Annotated in this window: 15 protein-coding genes; 5 read left to right on the top strand and 10 right to left on the bottom strand. The window is 62.5% G+C overall.

Going from position 1 to position 13,196, the window contains the following annotated elements; translation table 11 throughout:
* Nucleotides 1–107: 107 nt before the first annotated feature.
* From trmB to BLU26_RS12965, 4 genes are all read right to left on the bottom strand, one after another.
* Entirely contained in the window at nucleotides 108–836 is a 729-nt protein-coding gene (trmB, locus tag BLU26_RS12980; protein WP_092287329.1) for a tRNA (guanosine(46)-N7)-methyltransferase TrmB, read from the bottom strand.
* 57 nt (nucleotides 837–893) lie between these two features.
* A complete protein-coding gene (locus BLU26_RS12975) occupies nucleotides 894–1,685 on the bottom strand; it encodes a thiazole synthase (RefSeq protein WP_092287328.1) in 792 nt (263 codons plus the stop codon).
* 20 nt (nucleotides 1,686–1,705) lie between these two features.
* Nucleotides 1,706–1,906: a sulfur carrier protein ThiS gene (thiS, locus tag BLU26_RS12970; RefSeq protein ID WP_092287327.1), complete on the bottom strand. Its 201-nt coding sequence runs from the start codon at nucleotides 1,904–1,906 to the stop codon at nucleotides 1,706–1,708.
* 114 nt (nucleotides 1,907–2,020) lie between these two features.
* Nucleotides 2,021–2,395: a DUF423 domain-containing protein gene (locus BLU26_RS12965; protein WP_092287326.1), complete on the bottom strand. Its 375-nt coding sequence runs from the start codon at nucleotides 2,393–2,395 to the stop codon at nucleotides 2,021–2,023.
* A 50-nt stretch (nucleotides 2,396–2,445) separates the two neighbouring features.
* Between BLU26_RS12965 and mtgA the strand changes: the two genes are divergently transcribed.
* A complete protein-coding gene (gene mtgA / locus BLU26_RS12960) occupies nucleotides 2,446–3,201 on the top strand; it encodes a monofunctional biosynthetic peptidoglycan transglycosylase (protein WP_092287325.1) in 756 nt (251 codons plus the stop codon).
* 20 nt (nucleotides 3,202–3,221) lie between these two features.
* Here the strand turns inward: mtgA and BLU26_RS12955 are convergent, their stop codons facing one another.
* The 5 genes from BLU26_RS12955 to ftsY all read right to left on the bottom strand — a co-directional run bounded on the left by BLU26_RS12955 (nucleotide 3,222) and on the right by ftsY (nucleotide 7,844).
* Nucleotides 3,222–3,833 carry a hypothetical protein gene (locus tag BLU26_RS12955; RefSeq protein ID WP_092287323.1) on the bottom strand — a complete coding sequence of 204 codons (612 nt, stop codon included), beginning with the start codon at nucleotides 3,831–3,833 and terminating at the stop codon, nucleotides 3,222–3,224.
* Between the two features lie 91 nt (nucleotides 3,834–3,924).
* Nucleotides 3,925–4,788 (bottom strand): RNA polymerase sigma factor RpoH, encoded by an 864-nt coding sequence (rpoH, locus tag BLU26_RS12950; RefSeq protein ID WP_092287321.1) that lies wholly within the window; start codon nucleotides 4,786–4,788, stop codon nucleotides 3,925–3,927.
* Between the two features lie 147 nt (nucleotides 4,789–4,935).
* Complete coding sequence (gene ftsX / locus BLU26_RS12945) at nucleotides 4,936–5,934, bottom strand: permease-like cell division protein FtsX (protein ID WP_092287319.1); 999 nt, start codon at nucleotides 5,932–5,934, stop codon at nucleotides 4,936–4,938.
* A gap of 2 nt (nucleotides 5,935–5,936) precedes the next feature.
* On the bottom strand, nucleotides 5,937–6,599 hold the full coding sequence (gene ftsE / locus BLU26_RS12940) for a cell division ATP-binding protein FtsE (RefSeq protein WP_092287317.1): 663 nt from the start codon (nucleotides 6,597–6,599) through the stop codon (nucleotides 5,937–5,939).
* A gap of 36 nt (nucleotides 6,600–6,635) precedes the next feature.
* Entirely contained in the window at nucleotides 6,636–7,844 is a 1,209-nt protein-coding gene (gene ftsY / locus BLU26_RS12935; protein ID WP_092287315.1) for a signal recognition particle-docking protein FtsY, read from the bottom strand.
* Nucleotides 7,845–8,015: 171 nt separating this feature from the next.
* Here ftsY and BLU26_RS12930 point away from each other — a divergent pair, with 171 nt between their 5' ends.
* Genes BLU26_RS12930 through BLU26_RS12915 form a run of 4 tightly spaced genes read left to right on the top strand, consistent with a single transcriptional unit; the run spans nucleotide 8,016 to nucleotide 12,494 of the window.
* Nucleotides 8,016–9,365 (top strand): M16 family metallopeptidase, encoded by a 1,350-nt coding sequence (locus BLU26_RS12930; RefSeq protein ID WP_092287313.1) that lies wholly within the window; start codon nucleotides 8,016–8,018, stop codon nucleotides 9,363–9,365.
* Nucleotides 9,362–10,921, top strand: a complete 1,560-nt coding sequence (locus BLU26_RS12925; RefSeq protein WP_092287311.1) for a M16 family metallopeptidase — start codon at nucleotides 9,362–9,364, stop codon at nucleotides 10,919–10,921. The genes BLU26_RS12930 and BLU26_RS12925 overlap by 4 nt, the downstream gene beginning before the upstream one ends.
* On the top strand, nucleotides 10,918–11,493 hold the full coding sequence (gene rsmD / locus BLU26_RS12920; RefSeq protein ID WP_092287309.1) for a 16S rRNA (guanine(966)-N(2))-methyltransferase RsmD: 576 nt from the start codon (nucleotides 10,918–10,920) through the stop codon (nucleotides 11,491–11,493). The genes BLU26_RS12925 and rsmD overlap by 4 nt, the downstream gene beginning before the upstream one ends.
* Nucleotides 11,475–12,494, top strand: a complete 1,020-nt coding sequence (locus BLU26_RS12915) for a hydrolase (protein ID WP_231701945.1) — start codon at nucleotides 11,475–11,477, stop codon at nucleotides 12,492–12,494. Before rsmD ends, BLU26_RS12915 begins: the two co-directional genes overlap by 19 nt.
* Here the strand turns inward: BLU26_RS12915 and BLU26_RS12910 are convergent.
* Nucleotides 12,461–13,120 carry a TetR/AcrR family transcriptional regulator gene (locus BLU26_RS12910; RefSeq protein ID WP_092287307.1) on the bottom strand — a complete coding sequence of 220 codons (660 nt, stop codon included), beginning with the start codon at nucleotides 13,118–13,120 and terminating at the stop codon, nucleotides 12,461–12,463. The genes BLU26_RS12915 and BLU26_RS12910 overlap by 34 nt on opposite strands.
* Between the last annotated feature and the right edge of the window lie 76 nt (nucleotides 13,121–13,196).

Here is a 13,196-nt window from a genome sequence, read left to right as displayed (position 1 = left end):
AGGAAGGTCACTGGGTCAGCCGCAGAGCGATGCCTTGCTAAAGGCCGGTGGCACAACCGCCCTGCGGCTTGCGCCTGGCTCTGGGCGGCTCTTGCGAAAAGGGTGGGTCAGTCCACTCGCTCGAACTTCAGATCCCACACGCCATGCCCCAGCCGCTCGCCACGGCGCTCGAACTTGGTCACCGGGCGCTCCTGCGGACGCGGTACGTATGTGCCATCGGCGGCCTGGTTGCGGTAGCCGGGGGCGGCGCTCATCACTTCCAGCATCTGTTCGGCGTAATGCTCCCAGTCGGTGGCCATGTGCAGCACGCCGCCGGGCTTGAGTTTGCTGCGCACCAATTCGGCAAAGCTGAGCTGCACAATGCGGCGCTTGTTGTGCTTCTTCTTGTGCCACGGGTCGGGGAAGAACAGCAGCAGTCTGTCCAGACTGGCGTCCGGGATGCACTGCTTGAGCACTTCAATGGCGTCGCAATCGAACACCCGCACGTTGCCGGTCTCGCTGGTAACCAGACCGTTCAGCAGCGAACCCACGCCGGGGCGGTGCACTTCGATGCCGATAAAATCCTGCTCGGGGGCGGCCTGCGCCATTTCCAAAAGCGACTGCCCCATGCCAAAGCCGATCTCCAGGGTGCGCGGCGCCTGACGAGCAAACACGGCGTCCAGATCCAGCATGCCCTGATCCAGCGTCAGGCCGAATTTTGGCCAGCCCTGATCAATGCCCTTTTGCTGCCCTTCCGTCATGCGCCCGGCGCGCATGACAAAACTGCGGATTGCCCGCCGTGGTGGTGAGGAGGGCTCGGTTTCAGCGTTTTCTGGCAGCTCTGGTGTATCGGACATGGGGTGCTCGGGTAGGATTTTCAGGGTCACCGGCGCAAACCGATGACCATCAAGGCTTCAGCGAATATTGCCATCTAGCGGCGAAGAAGCGGTGGCATACAGCTTGCGCGGCATACGGCCAGCCAGATAGGCGCCGCGACCGGCCAACACGGCGTGGTGCATGGCCTGGGCCATCAGCACCGGCTGGTCGGCATGGGCGATAGCGCTGTTCATCAGTACACCGGCGCAGCCCAACTCCATGGCAATGGTGGCATCGGAAGCAGTACCCACACCGGCATCGACCAGCACCGGCACTGTGGCTTCTTCCAGAATAATGCGCAGGTTCCAGGGATTGCAGATACCCATGCCGGAGCCGATCAGGCCAGCCAGCGGCATGACCGCGACGCAGCCCATGGCCGACAGCTCACGGGCGATGATCGGGTCATCGCTGGTGTACACCATGACGTCGAAGCCATCTTTTACCAGCACTTCGGCGGCCTTAAGGGTTTCAACCACATTGGGGAACAGGGTCTTTTGATCGGCCAGCACTTCCAGTTTGACCAGCTTGTGGCCATCAAGCAGCTCGCGCGCTAGACGACAGGTGCGCACCGCTTCTTCGGCGTTGAAGCAGCCAGCGGTGTTGGGCAGGATGGTGTAACGATCCGGTGGTACCACGTCCAGCAGGTTGGGCTCGTCCGGGTTCTGGCCGATATTGGTACGGCGAATCGCCACCGTGACGATCTCGGCACCTGAGGCCTCAATCGCGCGGCCTGTTTCCGCCAGATCCTTGTATTTACCAGTACCTACCAGCAAGCGGGAACGGTAACGAACGCCGGCAATTTCCAGCGCATCTTGGCTCAAATCAGTCATCAAGGTCTCCAGTACGCGGACTAGCCGCCGCCAATGGCGTGGACGATTTCTACCCGGTCGCCGTCGTTCAGCGGCGTTTCGGCATGCTGGCTGCGCGGCACGATTTCAAGGTTCAGCTCAATAGCCAGACGTTTTCCAGCCAGTCCCAGACGCTCGACCAGCTCGGCCAGGGTAATGGCTTGCGTCAGCGAATAGGGTTCGCCGTTGAGTTGAATCTGCATACGCGGCTCGGTGTATCCGGGTGAAGGGGAAAGGTGCCGGCAGCCTGTGGCAGGTCACCCAAACAAGGGCGCTATGATAACGCGCTTTGCCGCCACCTGACCACGCCAGCGCGGTCAAAGCGTACGCCAGACGCCCAGCGCCAGGCACGCCCAGGCGATCAGCCAGGTTACGCCGCCCAGCGGCGTGATCATGCCCAGCTTGCCCACGCCGCTCAGTGCCAGCAGGTACAGACTGCCGGAAAACAGCACCATGCCCAAGGCAAAGAGTACCCCGGTTGCCTTGAACAGGCCCGACTCCGGAAAGCGCAGCAACAACAGCGCTACCGCGATCAGCGCCATAGTGTGCCAGAGCTGATAGTGCACCCCGGTCTGAAAGGCATTAAGCAGATTTTCCGGCAATCTGCTGCGTAAACCGTGCGCCGCGAAGGCGCCGAGCGCCACCCCGGTAAAACCACTGAACGACGCCAACAACAACAGCCATTTGGCCATGACAGATCCCCCCGGTTTATACTCCGAACGAATCGCTCATTCGGACTCACATGATCAACAAGATACTACGCAAAGCCGCCAAGTGGCTGCTGATCCTCGCCCTCGTCAGCCTGCTACCGATTGTCGTGCTGCGCTGGGCGCCAGCGCCCGGCTCAATGCTGATGGTCGAACGCTGGTTTGCCGCACGGCAAAGCGAACAGGCGCTGGACATCCAGTATCAATGGCGCCCCTACGCGCAAATCCCCGACGGCATGAAGATGGCGGTGATTGCCGCTGAAGATCAGCGCTTTGCCGAGCATTACGGTTTCGACCTCAAGGCCATTCGCGCGGCGGTAGAACATAACATGCAGGGTGGCAGTCTGCGCGGTGCCAGTACCCTGAGCCAGCAGGTGGCCAAGAACCTGTTTCTGTGGTCTGGCCGCAGCTATCTGCGCAAGGGGCTGGAAGCCTGGTTCACGCTGTGGATAGAAGTGCTCTGGCCGAAACAGCGGATTCTGGAGATGTACCTGAACATCGCCGAATGGGATCGCGGCGTCTTTGGCGTCGAGGCCGCCGCTCAGCATCACTTCCATGTAGGCGCCAGCTACCTGTCGAACCGCCAGGCCAGCCAACTGGCCGCGGTGCTGCCTAGCCCACTGAACTGGGACGCCGCACAGCCGCCAGCCCATGCCCAACGCCGAGCTGTCTGGATTCAACAGCAAATGCGGCAGCTCGGGGGCCGCCACTATCTGGATGAACTGGAGGCCGGGCGCGACTGGCCGGAATGGCTCACCCTGCGTTACTGGCGCAACCGGCTGGACATCTGACCCCTGTTGACTTGAGCGGCTTATTCGCCGCTCAAATCATCGCGCAGGCCAAACATGATGGAGTGGGCCTGCTCCTCACCCACGGCGACAACGGCGCCGATCTTCGGATAAACCCAGGCTTCTTCGCCCTCACTGACCGGCAACCGCAGGTCAGGATTACCGATGGTGCCCTGAATATCGCTCAGTGCCAGCGGCTCAGACGGAATCAAGCTCAAGCGCAGTACCGGCTGGTCTTTCAGGGCATCGGCCACTGAGGAGTTGATCGGCTGATCCGGCAAGTCCGGCTCCCAGGCCTGCGCCTGTACCAGGCTGTCGCGTTGCTGATCAGTCAGCTTGAGTACCGCCTGCACACGCCAGCTGAGGCCATCACTTTCCAGCGTATAGCGGCTGACCAGCAACGGCTTTCCCTCCGAGCTGATCATCCACAGGGTGCCATGGCCCAGCGCCGCACTCGCATCGCCCAGGGTTAGCTGCTGACGCTGCAAAGGCGTCCAGAGGCTTTCCTCATAGGCCGCACGCCACTGCATGGGTTCGGTCTGCTGCGGCTTCGACATCCAGAAGCCGAAAGCGAAGAAAGCCAGAATCACCACACTCAGCAGCGTAGCCAGACGTACCCCTTGTTGACGGGTCATGCACCACTCCTTTGTTATTTGAAATACCACTGCACATAAAAAAGGGCATCACATCGGATGCCCTTGGATTAACGCCACCGCGAGCTGCGCCTCAGAGCGCGACCTCGGTTTCCAGATTTTTCTTCAGCTTGTTCATGGCGTTCTTTTCCAGCTGCCGAATACGCTCGGCCGATACCTGATACTTGGCGGCCAGCTCGTGCAATGTGGCCTTCTCTTCCGCCAGCCAACGCTGGTACAGGATATCGCGGCTGCGCTCGTCCAACGCCTCCAGCCCGGTCAGCAGGCTGCTGCTGGAGCTGTCGGACCAGTCGGCTGACTCCAGCTGGGTAGCCGGGTCATAGCGTTTGTCTTCAAGGTAGTGAACTGGCGCGTAGGCGACCTCGTCGTCCTCGTCCTGGGCGCCATCAAAGCCCAAATCCTGGCCGTACAGGCGGCTTTCCATCTCGCGCACTTCACGCGTGGCCACGCCCAGGTCTGCTGCAACCGCCTCGACTTCATCGTGCGACAGCCAGGCCAGCTTCTTCTTGGCACTGCGCAGGTTGAAAAACAGCTTACGCTGGGCCTTGGTAGTCGCCACCTTGACGATGCGCCAGTTGCGCAGAATGAACTCGTGAATCTCGGCACGAATCCAGTGCACCGCGAAGGACACCAGACGCACGCCCATTTCCGGGTTGAAACGCTTGACCGCCTTCATCAAACCGACGTTACCTTCCTGCACCAGATCAGCCTGGGCCAGGCCATAGCCGGAATAGCTGCGGGCAATGTGCACCACAAAACGCAGATGCGACATGACCAGCTGACGGGCAGCCTCGAGGTCTTCCTGGTAATACAGACGATCGGCCAGCTCTCGCTCTTCTTCAGCGCTGAGAACCGGAATGCTGCTTACGTTCTGAACATAGGCTTCAAGATTCGCACCCGGCACCAAGCTATTGATGGGTTGCAAGGCAGTGCTCATGTTTGAACTCCCAAAAAATGACGACCCAGTGTATCACTGCAAAATAAGACTGGGAACGCAGACTAAAGTTCAGGCTTGGACCAGCGGCAAGCATCAAGCTGCAAGATAAACCCAAAACCCAACCAACCCACTCCGAGTAGCTTGTAGCTAGCTAGGCTCTATCGCCCGCACATGCTGCCCTACCGCCAGCCAGGCACCAACCAGGCCCAGCAGCATAGCGCCGAACACCAGCGTCAAGCCATCGCGCCAGGGCATGCCCATCAGCGCGAAATCGCTCTGGTACAGGCTGGCAACCTGTTGCACCGTGACGTTCAGCCAGGCCAGCCCTGCCGCTAGCAGCAGCCAGGCCAGGACGCCGGCCAGCAGACCGTATAGCACACCTATATAAAGAAATGGCCGGCGCACGAACGCATCGGTACCGCCCACCAGTTTGACCACCAGGATTTCTTCGCGGCGGCTTTCAATAGCCAGGCGGATGGTATTGGCCATGACCAGCAAGAGCGCGATGATCAGCAGCAGGCCCAACCCGCCGGTAAAGCGTTCCAGCATGGCCAGAATCGACGCCAGCCGTTCAACCCAGAGCAAGTCGATCTGCACCTGATCCACGCCATCAATGGCTGCCAGCCGATCGCGCAGCGGCTCCAGCGCTGCCGCGCCGCCGTCGATACTCGCCGGGGTGACCACAATGACGCTGGGTAACGGGTTATAGCTCAACTGCAGGAGAGCATCGCCCATACCCGAATGCTGCTGGAACTCGGCCAGTGCCAGCTCCTTGTCGAGCAACTGCGCTGCCGCCACACCCGACAGGGTCTTGATCGCCGCCAGCTGCTCCTGCTGGCGTTCGGCGTTGACGTCATCCTTGAGGTAGACCGATATCTGCGCCGCTTCCTGCCAGTTCACCCCCAACTGCTCAACCTGGTTGATCAGCACTGACAGACCCATCGGCAACGCCAGGGCGATAGTCATCACCAGCACAGTCAGGGCGCTGCTGAAGGGATAACGGCCCACCTGCCGCAGCGCCTGCCGGGCGCTGGCGCGGTGGCTGCCCAGCCAGCTGCGCAGCGGGTGGCGCCAATTGCGCTCGGAGCGCGCGGCGCCCTTGGGCGCCTTGCGTTTGGTTTCAGTGTTACGTTTAGCGGCAGCCATGCTCACTCCCCATCCGTGATCAGGCGACCCTGATCCAGCGTCAGCATGCGGTGATCCAGCTTGGCAATCAGCGGCAGGTCATGGCTGGCAATCAGCACGGTCACACCCACGCGGTTGAAGTCTTCAAACAGGCCCATGATTTCGGCAGATAACGCCGGATCAAGGTTACCGGTCGGCTCATCGGCGAGCAGCAAGGCAGGCTTGTGTACCACGGCGCGGGCGATACCCACGCGCTGTTGCTCACCGCCGGAAAGGGCAATCGGATAACTGCCTTCCTTGCTCAGCAGGCCGACCTTGTCGAGCGCGGCGCGCACGCGGCGACCCACCTCATCGGCCGGGGTACCATTGATGATCAGCGGCAGGGCGACGTTATCAAACACGGTGCGATCAAACAGCAACTGGTGATTCTGAAACACCACGCCCACCTGGCGGCGCAGGTAGGGGATGTCGTCGCTGCCCAGATCCTGCAGATTCTGCCCACCCACGTGTACGGCGCCCGAGGTGGGTCGCTCCATGCACATGATCAGCTTGAGCAGGGTGCTCTTGCCGGCGCCGGAATGCCCGGTGATAAATACCATCTCGCCGGCGCGAATGTGAAAGTCGAGCCTATCCAGCCCCTGATGGCCGTTGGGGTAACGCTTGCTGACCTGATCGAAGCGAATCATCGGGAATGCATTCCAGCCGGGGTTCTGCCGAAGCGGTTATTTGTTGCCAAAGAGCGCCTCGACAAACTCGGGCGCGGTAAAGGGCCGCAGATCGTCGATCTGCTCGCCCACGCCGATATAGCGGATCGGCAGGCCAAACTGCTTGGCCAAAGCGAAGATCACCCCGCCCTTGGCGGTGCCGTCGAGCTTGGTCAGGGCCAGGCCGGTAAGACCTACCGCCTGATCGAACAGCTTGGTCTGCGAAATGGCGTTCTGGCCGGTGCCGGCATCCAGCACCAGCAAGACTTCGTGGGGCGCATCAACATCCAGCTTGGCCATCACCCGCTTGACCTTGGCCAGCTCGTCCATCAGATGATCCTTGTTGTGCAAGCGGCCGGCGGTGTCGGCAATCAGCACATCGGCGCCGCGCGACTTGGCCGCCTGCAGCGCGTCGAAGATCACCGAGGCCGAGTCGGCGCCGGTATGCTGGGCCACCACGCCAATCTGATTGCGTTCGCCCCAGACCTGCAACTGCTCTACGGCAGCGGCGCGGAAGGTGTCGCCCGCCGCCAGCATGACCTGCTTGCCCTCGCCCTGCAGGCGTTTGGCCAGCTTGCCGATGGTGGTGGTCTTGCCGACGCCGTTCACGCCGACCACCAGAATCACATAGGGCTTTTTGCTGCCATCAATCTGCAGCGGCTTGGCCACGTGGCTGAGCAGCGCTTCCAGCTCGCCCTGCAGGGCACGGTAGAGCGCCTTGCGGCTGGAGACCTGACGGCGCGTGACGCGATCCTGCAGGCTTTCCATGATCAGGGTGGTGGCTTCAATACCCACGTCCGCCATCAGCAGGCGGGTTTCCATCTCTTCCAGCAGCTCGTCGTCGATTTCCTTTTCGCCGAGGAACAGGTTGGCCATGCCCTCGCCAAGGTTGGCGCTGGTCTTGGACAGCCCCTGTTTCATCCGCGAGAAGAAGCCCTTGGGCTCTTCGGCAGCGGCCGGTTCGGAGACGACCTCTGGCTCAGCGGTGTTCTGGCCCAGTTCGGAGAACAGCGATGCGGCCGCCTCGCGGGCCGCCTGCTCGCGCGCTTCAACACTGTCGAGCTGCTGGCTCAAGGGAGCCGGGGCATCCTGCGCGGTATCAGCCGCCGGCGTCTCGGGCGCTTCCTTGCGGCGCGCCCATCCGAACAGGCCTTTCTTTTCCGGCTTGGCGGCAGGCTCGGCGGCTTTGTTTTCGGGGCTTTCTGGCTTGTCTTTGGAACCAAACATGAAGGGTCACTATCTGAGTCTGACGGCGAATGCTTCGCCATATTGAAGGTTGGGTTATCCTACCCCACTTCCGCCATTGGCGGTATGACTCCCGGGCACCGGCGAGCCGCAGTCTGCCGATCAGATCACGCCTCGTTGCCGCCCACCACCCTGCTCCACAGGATCCAATGCATGTTGCGGCTGATCTCTCTGTTATTCGCGTTTGCGCTGCTGCCGCTGGCGGCAGTTGCCGATGAATCCCGCCAACCCACCCACAGCTACACCCTGGACAATGGTCTGAAGGTAATCATCCGCGAGGATCACCGCGCGCCGGTAGTCGCCTCGCAGGTCTGGTACAAGGTGGGCGGCAGCGACGAGCCACCGGGCCAGACCGGGCTGTCGCACGCGCTGGAGCACATGATGTTCAAGGGCAGCAAGAACCTTGAACCCGGCCAGGCCTCGAAGCTGCTGGGCAGCCTGGGGGCCAGTGAAAACGCCATGACCACGCGTGACTACACTGCCTACTACCAGACCCTGAGCCGCGACCAGCTGCCGGTCGCGCTGGAGCTGGAAGCCGAGCGCATGCACCAGTTGACCCTGCCCGAAGACGAGTTTCTCAAGGAAATCGAAGTCATCAAGGAAGAGCGTCGCATGCGCGTAGATGACAACCCCAATGGCCTGGCCTACGAGCGTTTCCTGACCCAGGCCTATATGGCCAGCCCCTATGGCCAACCGGTGATCGGCTGGATGCACGACCTCGACCGCATGCAGATCGAAGACCTGCGCGCCTGGTACCGCGCCCATTATGTGCCCGCCAATGCGACCCTGGTGATCGTTGGTGACGTCTACCCGGAAACGGTGAAGCCGTTGGTTGAGCGCTACTTTGGCGTGGTACCGGCACGCACCCCGGTACCCATTCGCACGCCGCTGGAATTGCCCGCCGGCGGCGAACGCAGTCTGGTGCAGCATCTTGATGTACAGCTGCCCAGCCTGCTGCTGGGCTTCAATGTGCCCAGCCTGGGCACCAGCACGCAAACCTGGGAAGTGCACGCGCTGCGCCTGCTCGATGCGGTGCTCGATGGCGGCTACAGCGCCCGCCTGCCGAGCAATCTGGAGCGCGGCAGCAATATTGCCACCAGCGCCGGCACCAATTATGACCCCTTCAGCCGTGGCGACAGCCTGTTCACCCTCAGCGGCATCCCCAACCTGTCCCGCGATGTCAGCCTGCAACAGCTGGAAGACGCTCTCTGGGATCAGATCGAGCAGATCAAGCAAACCCCGCCCAGCGCGGAAGAACTGCAGCGAGTGCAGGCCCAACTGGTGGCGGGCCTGGTGTTTGCGCAGGATGACATCACCGCCCAGGCCACGCGCATTGGGGCGCTGGAAAGTGTCGGACTGTCCTGGCACCTGATAGATCAGGATGTGTCTGCACTGCAGGCCATTACTCCAGAACAGGTCAGCGAGGTCGCCCGCCGTTATCTGGTACGCGACCGCCTGACCCGCACTACCCTGCTGCCGCTGGCCAAGGAGGCGCAGCCATGAAGTCGATCAAGCCTTTGTCCCTGTTGCGCTGGTTACTGGCACTCGCTGCGCTTGGCGTGATGATTGCCGTACTCCTGAACAAGTCGCCGGAGCCGACCACCGCCCCTGAACCTGAACCCGCTGCGGCAACCCCGGTGAGCAGCAGCGAACCCGATACCGCCGAGGAAGTGTTCGGTTCGCCACTGCCGGCACTGGAATCGCTGGAGCAGCTTGACCTTGATACTCCGCCGGCCCGTCGCGGACTCGACCTGCAGCACTGGACTACCAGCCAGGGCACCAAGGTCTACTACATGCAGGCAGACGAGCTGCCGATGCTCGACATTCAGCTGCTGTTTGCTGCCGGCGCCAGCCGCGACGGCGAGCAGCCCGGCCTGGCCATGCTGACCAATGCACTGCTTAACGAAGGTACCGCCAGCCTGAGCGCCGATGATATTGCCGGCGGCTTTGATCGTCTCGGCGCGCAGTTTAGCAACAGCGCCTACCGCGACATGGGCCTGATCAGCCTGCGTAGCCTGACTGCCAGCGACAAGCTCGAACCTGCCCTGGCGCTGTTTGCCCAGGTACTCGCCGAGCCGGCCTTCCCGGCCAAAGCCGTGGAGCGAGTGCGCGAGCAGATGCTCGCCGGCCTGCAGTACCGGCAGCAACGCCCCGGGGCCATCGCCAGCGAAGCCTTCTGGTCCACGCTGTATCCACAGCACCCCTACGGCTCCCTGCCGGATGGCGAAGCCGAAGCGCTGCAGGCCATCAAGCAGGCCGATCTGAAGCGTTTCCACCAGACCTACTACGCCGCCGGCAACGCCGTGATCGCGCTGGTCGGCGCAATCGACCGCCAGCAGGCCGAGCAACTGGCGCAACACCTGGCTGACGCACTGCCCGAGGGGCCGGCTGCACCGCTGACACCCGCGCCGGAAGCGGTCAGCGCCAGCACCACGCATATCGACTTTGCCAGCGCTCAGACCCAGGTGATTGTTGGCCAGCAGGGCATTCAGCGCGGCGACCCCGATTACGCTGCGCTCTACGTGGGCAACCAGATACTTGGCGGCTCAGGCTTTGGCTCCCGGCTGATGGAGCAGGTGCGCGAGAAACGCGGCCTGGCCTACTCGGTGAGCAGCGGTTTTACCCCGATGCAGGCGCCCGGCCCGTTCAGCATCAGCCTGCAAACCCGCAGCGACCAGGCCGACACCGCGCTTGAGGTGGTCAACAGCACGCTGGACGCGTTCATCGCCGAGGGACCAACCGAAGCAGAGCTGGTGCGCGCCAAACAGCAGATTCTCGGGGAATTCCCGCTCAGCACCGCGAGCAACAGCGCCATTGTTGGCCAACTGGCGGCGATCGGCTTCTATCATCTGCCGCTGAACCAGATGCAGCTGTTTCTGGATCAGGTGCAGGCGCTGACCGTCGAGCAGATCCAGAGCGCCTTTGCCGCCCACCTGGACCCCGCCCAACGGGTGACTATCACTGTCGGCCCGCCGCAGCCGGAGCCCAGCGCCGAGCCTGCCGGGGAAACCGCCCCGGCGGCAGCTGAACAACGCCCAGCCGAGGAGTCCACGCCATGAAGCAGGTCAAAGCCAAGGTCGGCCAGCTGCGCATTATCGGTGGCGAGTGGGGCAGCCGCCGCTTCAGCTTCACCGAGCAGCCGGGCCTGCGGCCCACGCCGGATCGCGTGCGTGAAACCCTGTTCAACTGGCTTAGTGGCGACATTCAGGGGGCCCGCTGCCTGGACCTCTTCACCGGCAGCGGCGCGCTGGCACTGGAGGCGCTGTCGCGCGGAGCGGGCTGGGCGCTGGCCGTCGACCTGAACCGCGACGTGGTCAGCACCTTGCGCGGCCATCTGAGCACCTTGAACTGCAGCAAGGCCGAGGTGCGTCAGGACAATGGCCTGGCCATGCTTGGCACGCCACCTGCCGAGCGCTACGACATTGTCTTTATCGATCCGCCCTTCCATCAAGGCTTGCTCGAACCCGCATGTGCGGCGCTGGAGGCCAACGGCTGGCTGAGCGCAGACGCCTTGATCTACCTGGAAAGCGAGAACTCACCTGGCCGTCAGAGCCTGCCTGACAACTGGCAGCTGCACCGCGAGAAGCGCGCCGGCCAGGTCTGGTACAGCCTGTGGCGCCGCCAGGGTTGAGCCTGTTCCGTGCGGCCCGCTGGTTGCCGGGCGGTCATCTGCAGACGCTGTTCAGTCCGCTGCTGCGTCGGCCGCCTGCACTGCAGCGCCAGCGCACACGCATGACCTTGAGCGACGGCGACTACCTGGATCTCGACTGGCACAGCGCAGGTGCGCAAGCGGCGCCCATTGCGCTACTGCTGCACGGCCTGACCGGCAGCTCGGCCTCACTGTATATTCTCGGCCAGCAGCGCGCCCTCGCCGCACTTGGTTGGCACAGCGTGGCGCTCAACTGGCGCGGCTGCTCCGGCGAGCCGAACCACAGTGCCCGGGCTTACCACTCCGGCGCCAGCGATGACCTCGCTGAAGTAATCGCCCACGTCAAAGGGTTGCACCCCGGCCAAGCGCTGGTCGCGGTCGGCTACTCACTGGGCGGTAATGTGCTGCTGAAGTATCTGGGTGAGCAGGGTGAACACGCGGCCGTCGCAGCAGCTGTGGCAGTATCGGTGCCCTTCCGCCTGGATCAGTGCGCCGACCGCCTGCAGGTTGGTTTCTCACGGGTGTATCAGAGCCGCTTCATGCGCGACATGCTGGCCTACGTGACCAACAAGAAGCGCCTGTTTCAGCATCAGGGGCGCGATGCCGAATACGCGCGCCTCGACGCCCTCGGCTCGCTGGCCGGCATGGACAGCTTCTGGGATTTTGATGGCCGCATCACCGCGCCACTGCACGGCTTTGCCAGCGCCGAAGACTATTACCGGCGCTGCAGCAGCCGCTTCTTTCTGAGCAGTATTCGGGTGCCGACGCTGATCATTCAGGCGTTGAACGATCCGTTCGTCTATCCGCACAGCCTGCCTGAAAGCAGTGAACTGGCCTCCGGCACCGAGTTCGAGCTGCACCCGCACGGTGGCCATGTGGGCTTTGTCGAAGGGCCGCCGTGGCGCCCCCGCTACTATCTGGAGCGGCGCATACCACTCTGGCTGAGCGCTCAGCTCAAGCCAATGCCATCCAGCGGTAGATAATATTCGGCCAGCAAGGCTTCGATCGCCGGGCGCGCCTGCTCGGTTAACAGCCCCAGCTCCTGCGACAACACCTGGTACACGCCGCGACGCAGCATGGCCGGGGTCAGCTCGGACTGCTCTCCGTCCAGTACCGTGGTGCAGAGAAAGCTCACCCAACTGGTCATCAGTAGCCAGGAGTTCAGTGCCAAGGCTTCCGGGTTGGCGCGCTTGGCACAAAGAAAGCCGGCATCCACCAGCCCCTGATAGATCGCCTGCCCGCTTTGCACACAACGCCGCGAAAACTGCCGATAACGTTCGGCCATTTCAGGGTCGGCGGACACCAGATGCTCCAGGTCCCGCAGCAAAAAGCGGTACTGCCAGAGCCCCTGATTGATCGACTCCAGGTAATGCGCCTTGTCCTGCAGCGTCAGCGCACGCCCCTGCGGCACCTGCAAATACCCCTCCACCTCGGCCTCATACCGCGCCACCAGCTCGGCGATAATCTGCTGCTTGTTGCGAAAGTGGTAATACAGATTACCCGGCGACATGCCCAGATGAGCCGCAATGTGATTGGTGGTAACGGCGCGCTCACCCTGCTCGTTAAACAGCTGCAGACTGGCCTGAAGAATACGGTCGCGGGTTTTCATACCTGATAGCCGGTTAAATGAACGAATTGACACTTTAGAGCAAATACTCTAAAAATACCTGACTTGCTTCAAACAA

Source organism: Halopseudomonas sabulinigri, assembly GCF_900105255.1.
In the GTDB taxonomy this organism is placed as follows: domain Bacteria; phylum Pseudomonadota; class Gammaproteobacteria; order Pseudomonadales; family Pseudomonadaceae; genus Halopseudomonas; species Halopseudomonas sabulinigri.
Note: the sequence above shows the minus strand (reverse complement) of the source record. Positions and strands in the feature narration are given on the sequence as shown.

What these genes read in the sequence shown, in the direction of transcription:
- ftsE (WP_092287317.1), bottom strand. Translation starts at nt 6,599, where the DNA reads ATGATTCGCTTCGATCAGGTCAGCAAGCGTTACCCCAACGGCCATCAG.
- thiS (WP_092287327.1), bottom strand. Translation starts at nt 1,906, where the DNA reads ATGCAGATTCAACTCAACGGCGAACCCTATTCGCTGACGCAAGCCATT.
- BLU26_RS12930 (WP_092287313.1), top strand. Translation starts at nt 8,016, where the DNA reads ATGTTGCGGCTGATCTCTCTGTTATTCGCGTTTGCGCTGCTGCCGCTG.
- BLU26_RS12910 (WP_092287307.1), bottom strand. Translation starts at nt 13,120, where the DNA reads ATGAAAACCCGCGACCGTATTCTTCAGGCCAGTCTGCAGCTGTTTAAC.
- BLU26_RS12925 (WP_092287311.1), top strand. Translation starts at nt 9,362, where the DNA reads ATGAAGTCGATCAAGCCTTTGTCCCTGTTGCGCTGGTTACTGGCACTC.
- trmB (WP_092287329.1), bottom strand. Translation starts at nt 836, where the DNA reads ATGTCCGATACACCAGAGCTGCCAGAAAACGCTGAAACCGAGCCCTCC.
- rpoH (WP_092287321.1), bottom strand. Translation starts at nt 4,788, where the DNA reads ATGAGCACTGCCTTGCAACCCATCAATAGCTTGGTGCCGGGTGCGAAT.
- mtgA (WP_092287325.1), top strand. Translation starts at nt 2,446, where the DNA reads ATGATCAACAAGATACTACGCAAAGCCGCCAAGTGGCTGCTGATCCTC.
- ftsX (WP_092287319.1), bottom strand. Translation starts at nt 5,934, where the DNA reads ATGGCTGCCGCTAAACGTAACACTGAAACCAAACGCAAGGCGCCCAAG.
- ftsY (WP_092287315.1), bottom strand. Translation starts at nt 7,844, where the DNA reads ATGTTTGGTTCCAAAGACAAGCCAGAAAGCCCCGAAAACAAAGCCGCC.
- BLU26_RS12955 (WP_092287323.1), bottom strand. Translation starts at nt 3,833, where the DNA reads ATGACCCGTCAACAAGGGGTACGTCTGGCTACGCTGCTGAGTGTGGTG.
- BLU26_RS12965 (WP_092287326.1), bottom strand. Translation starts at nt 2,395, where the DNA reads ATGGCCAAATGGCTGTTGTTGTTGGCGTCGTTCAGTGGTTTTACCGGG.
- rsmD (WP_092287309.1), top strand. Translation starts at nt 10,918, where the DNA reads ATGAAGCAGGTCAAAGCCAAGGTCGGCCAGCTGCGCATTATCGGTGGC.
- BLU26_RS12975 (WP_092287328.1), bottom strand. Translation starts at nt 1,685, where the DNA reads ATGACTGATTTGAGCCAAGATGCGCTGGAAATTGCCGGCGTTCGTTAC.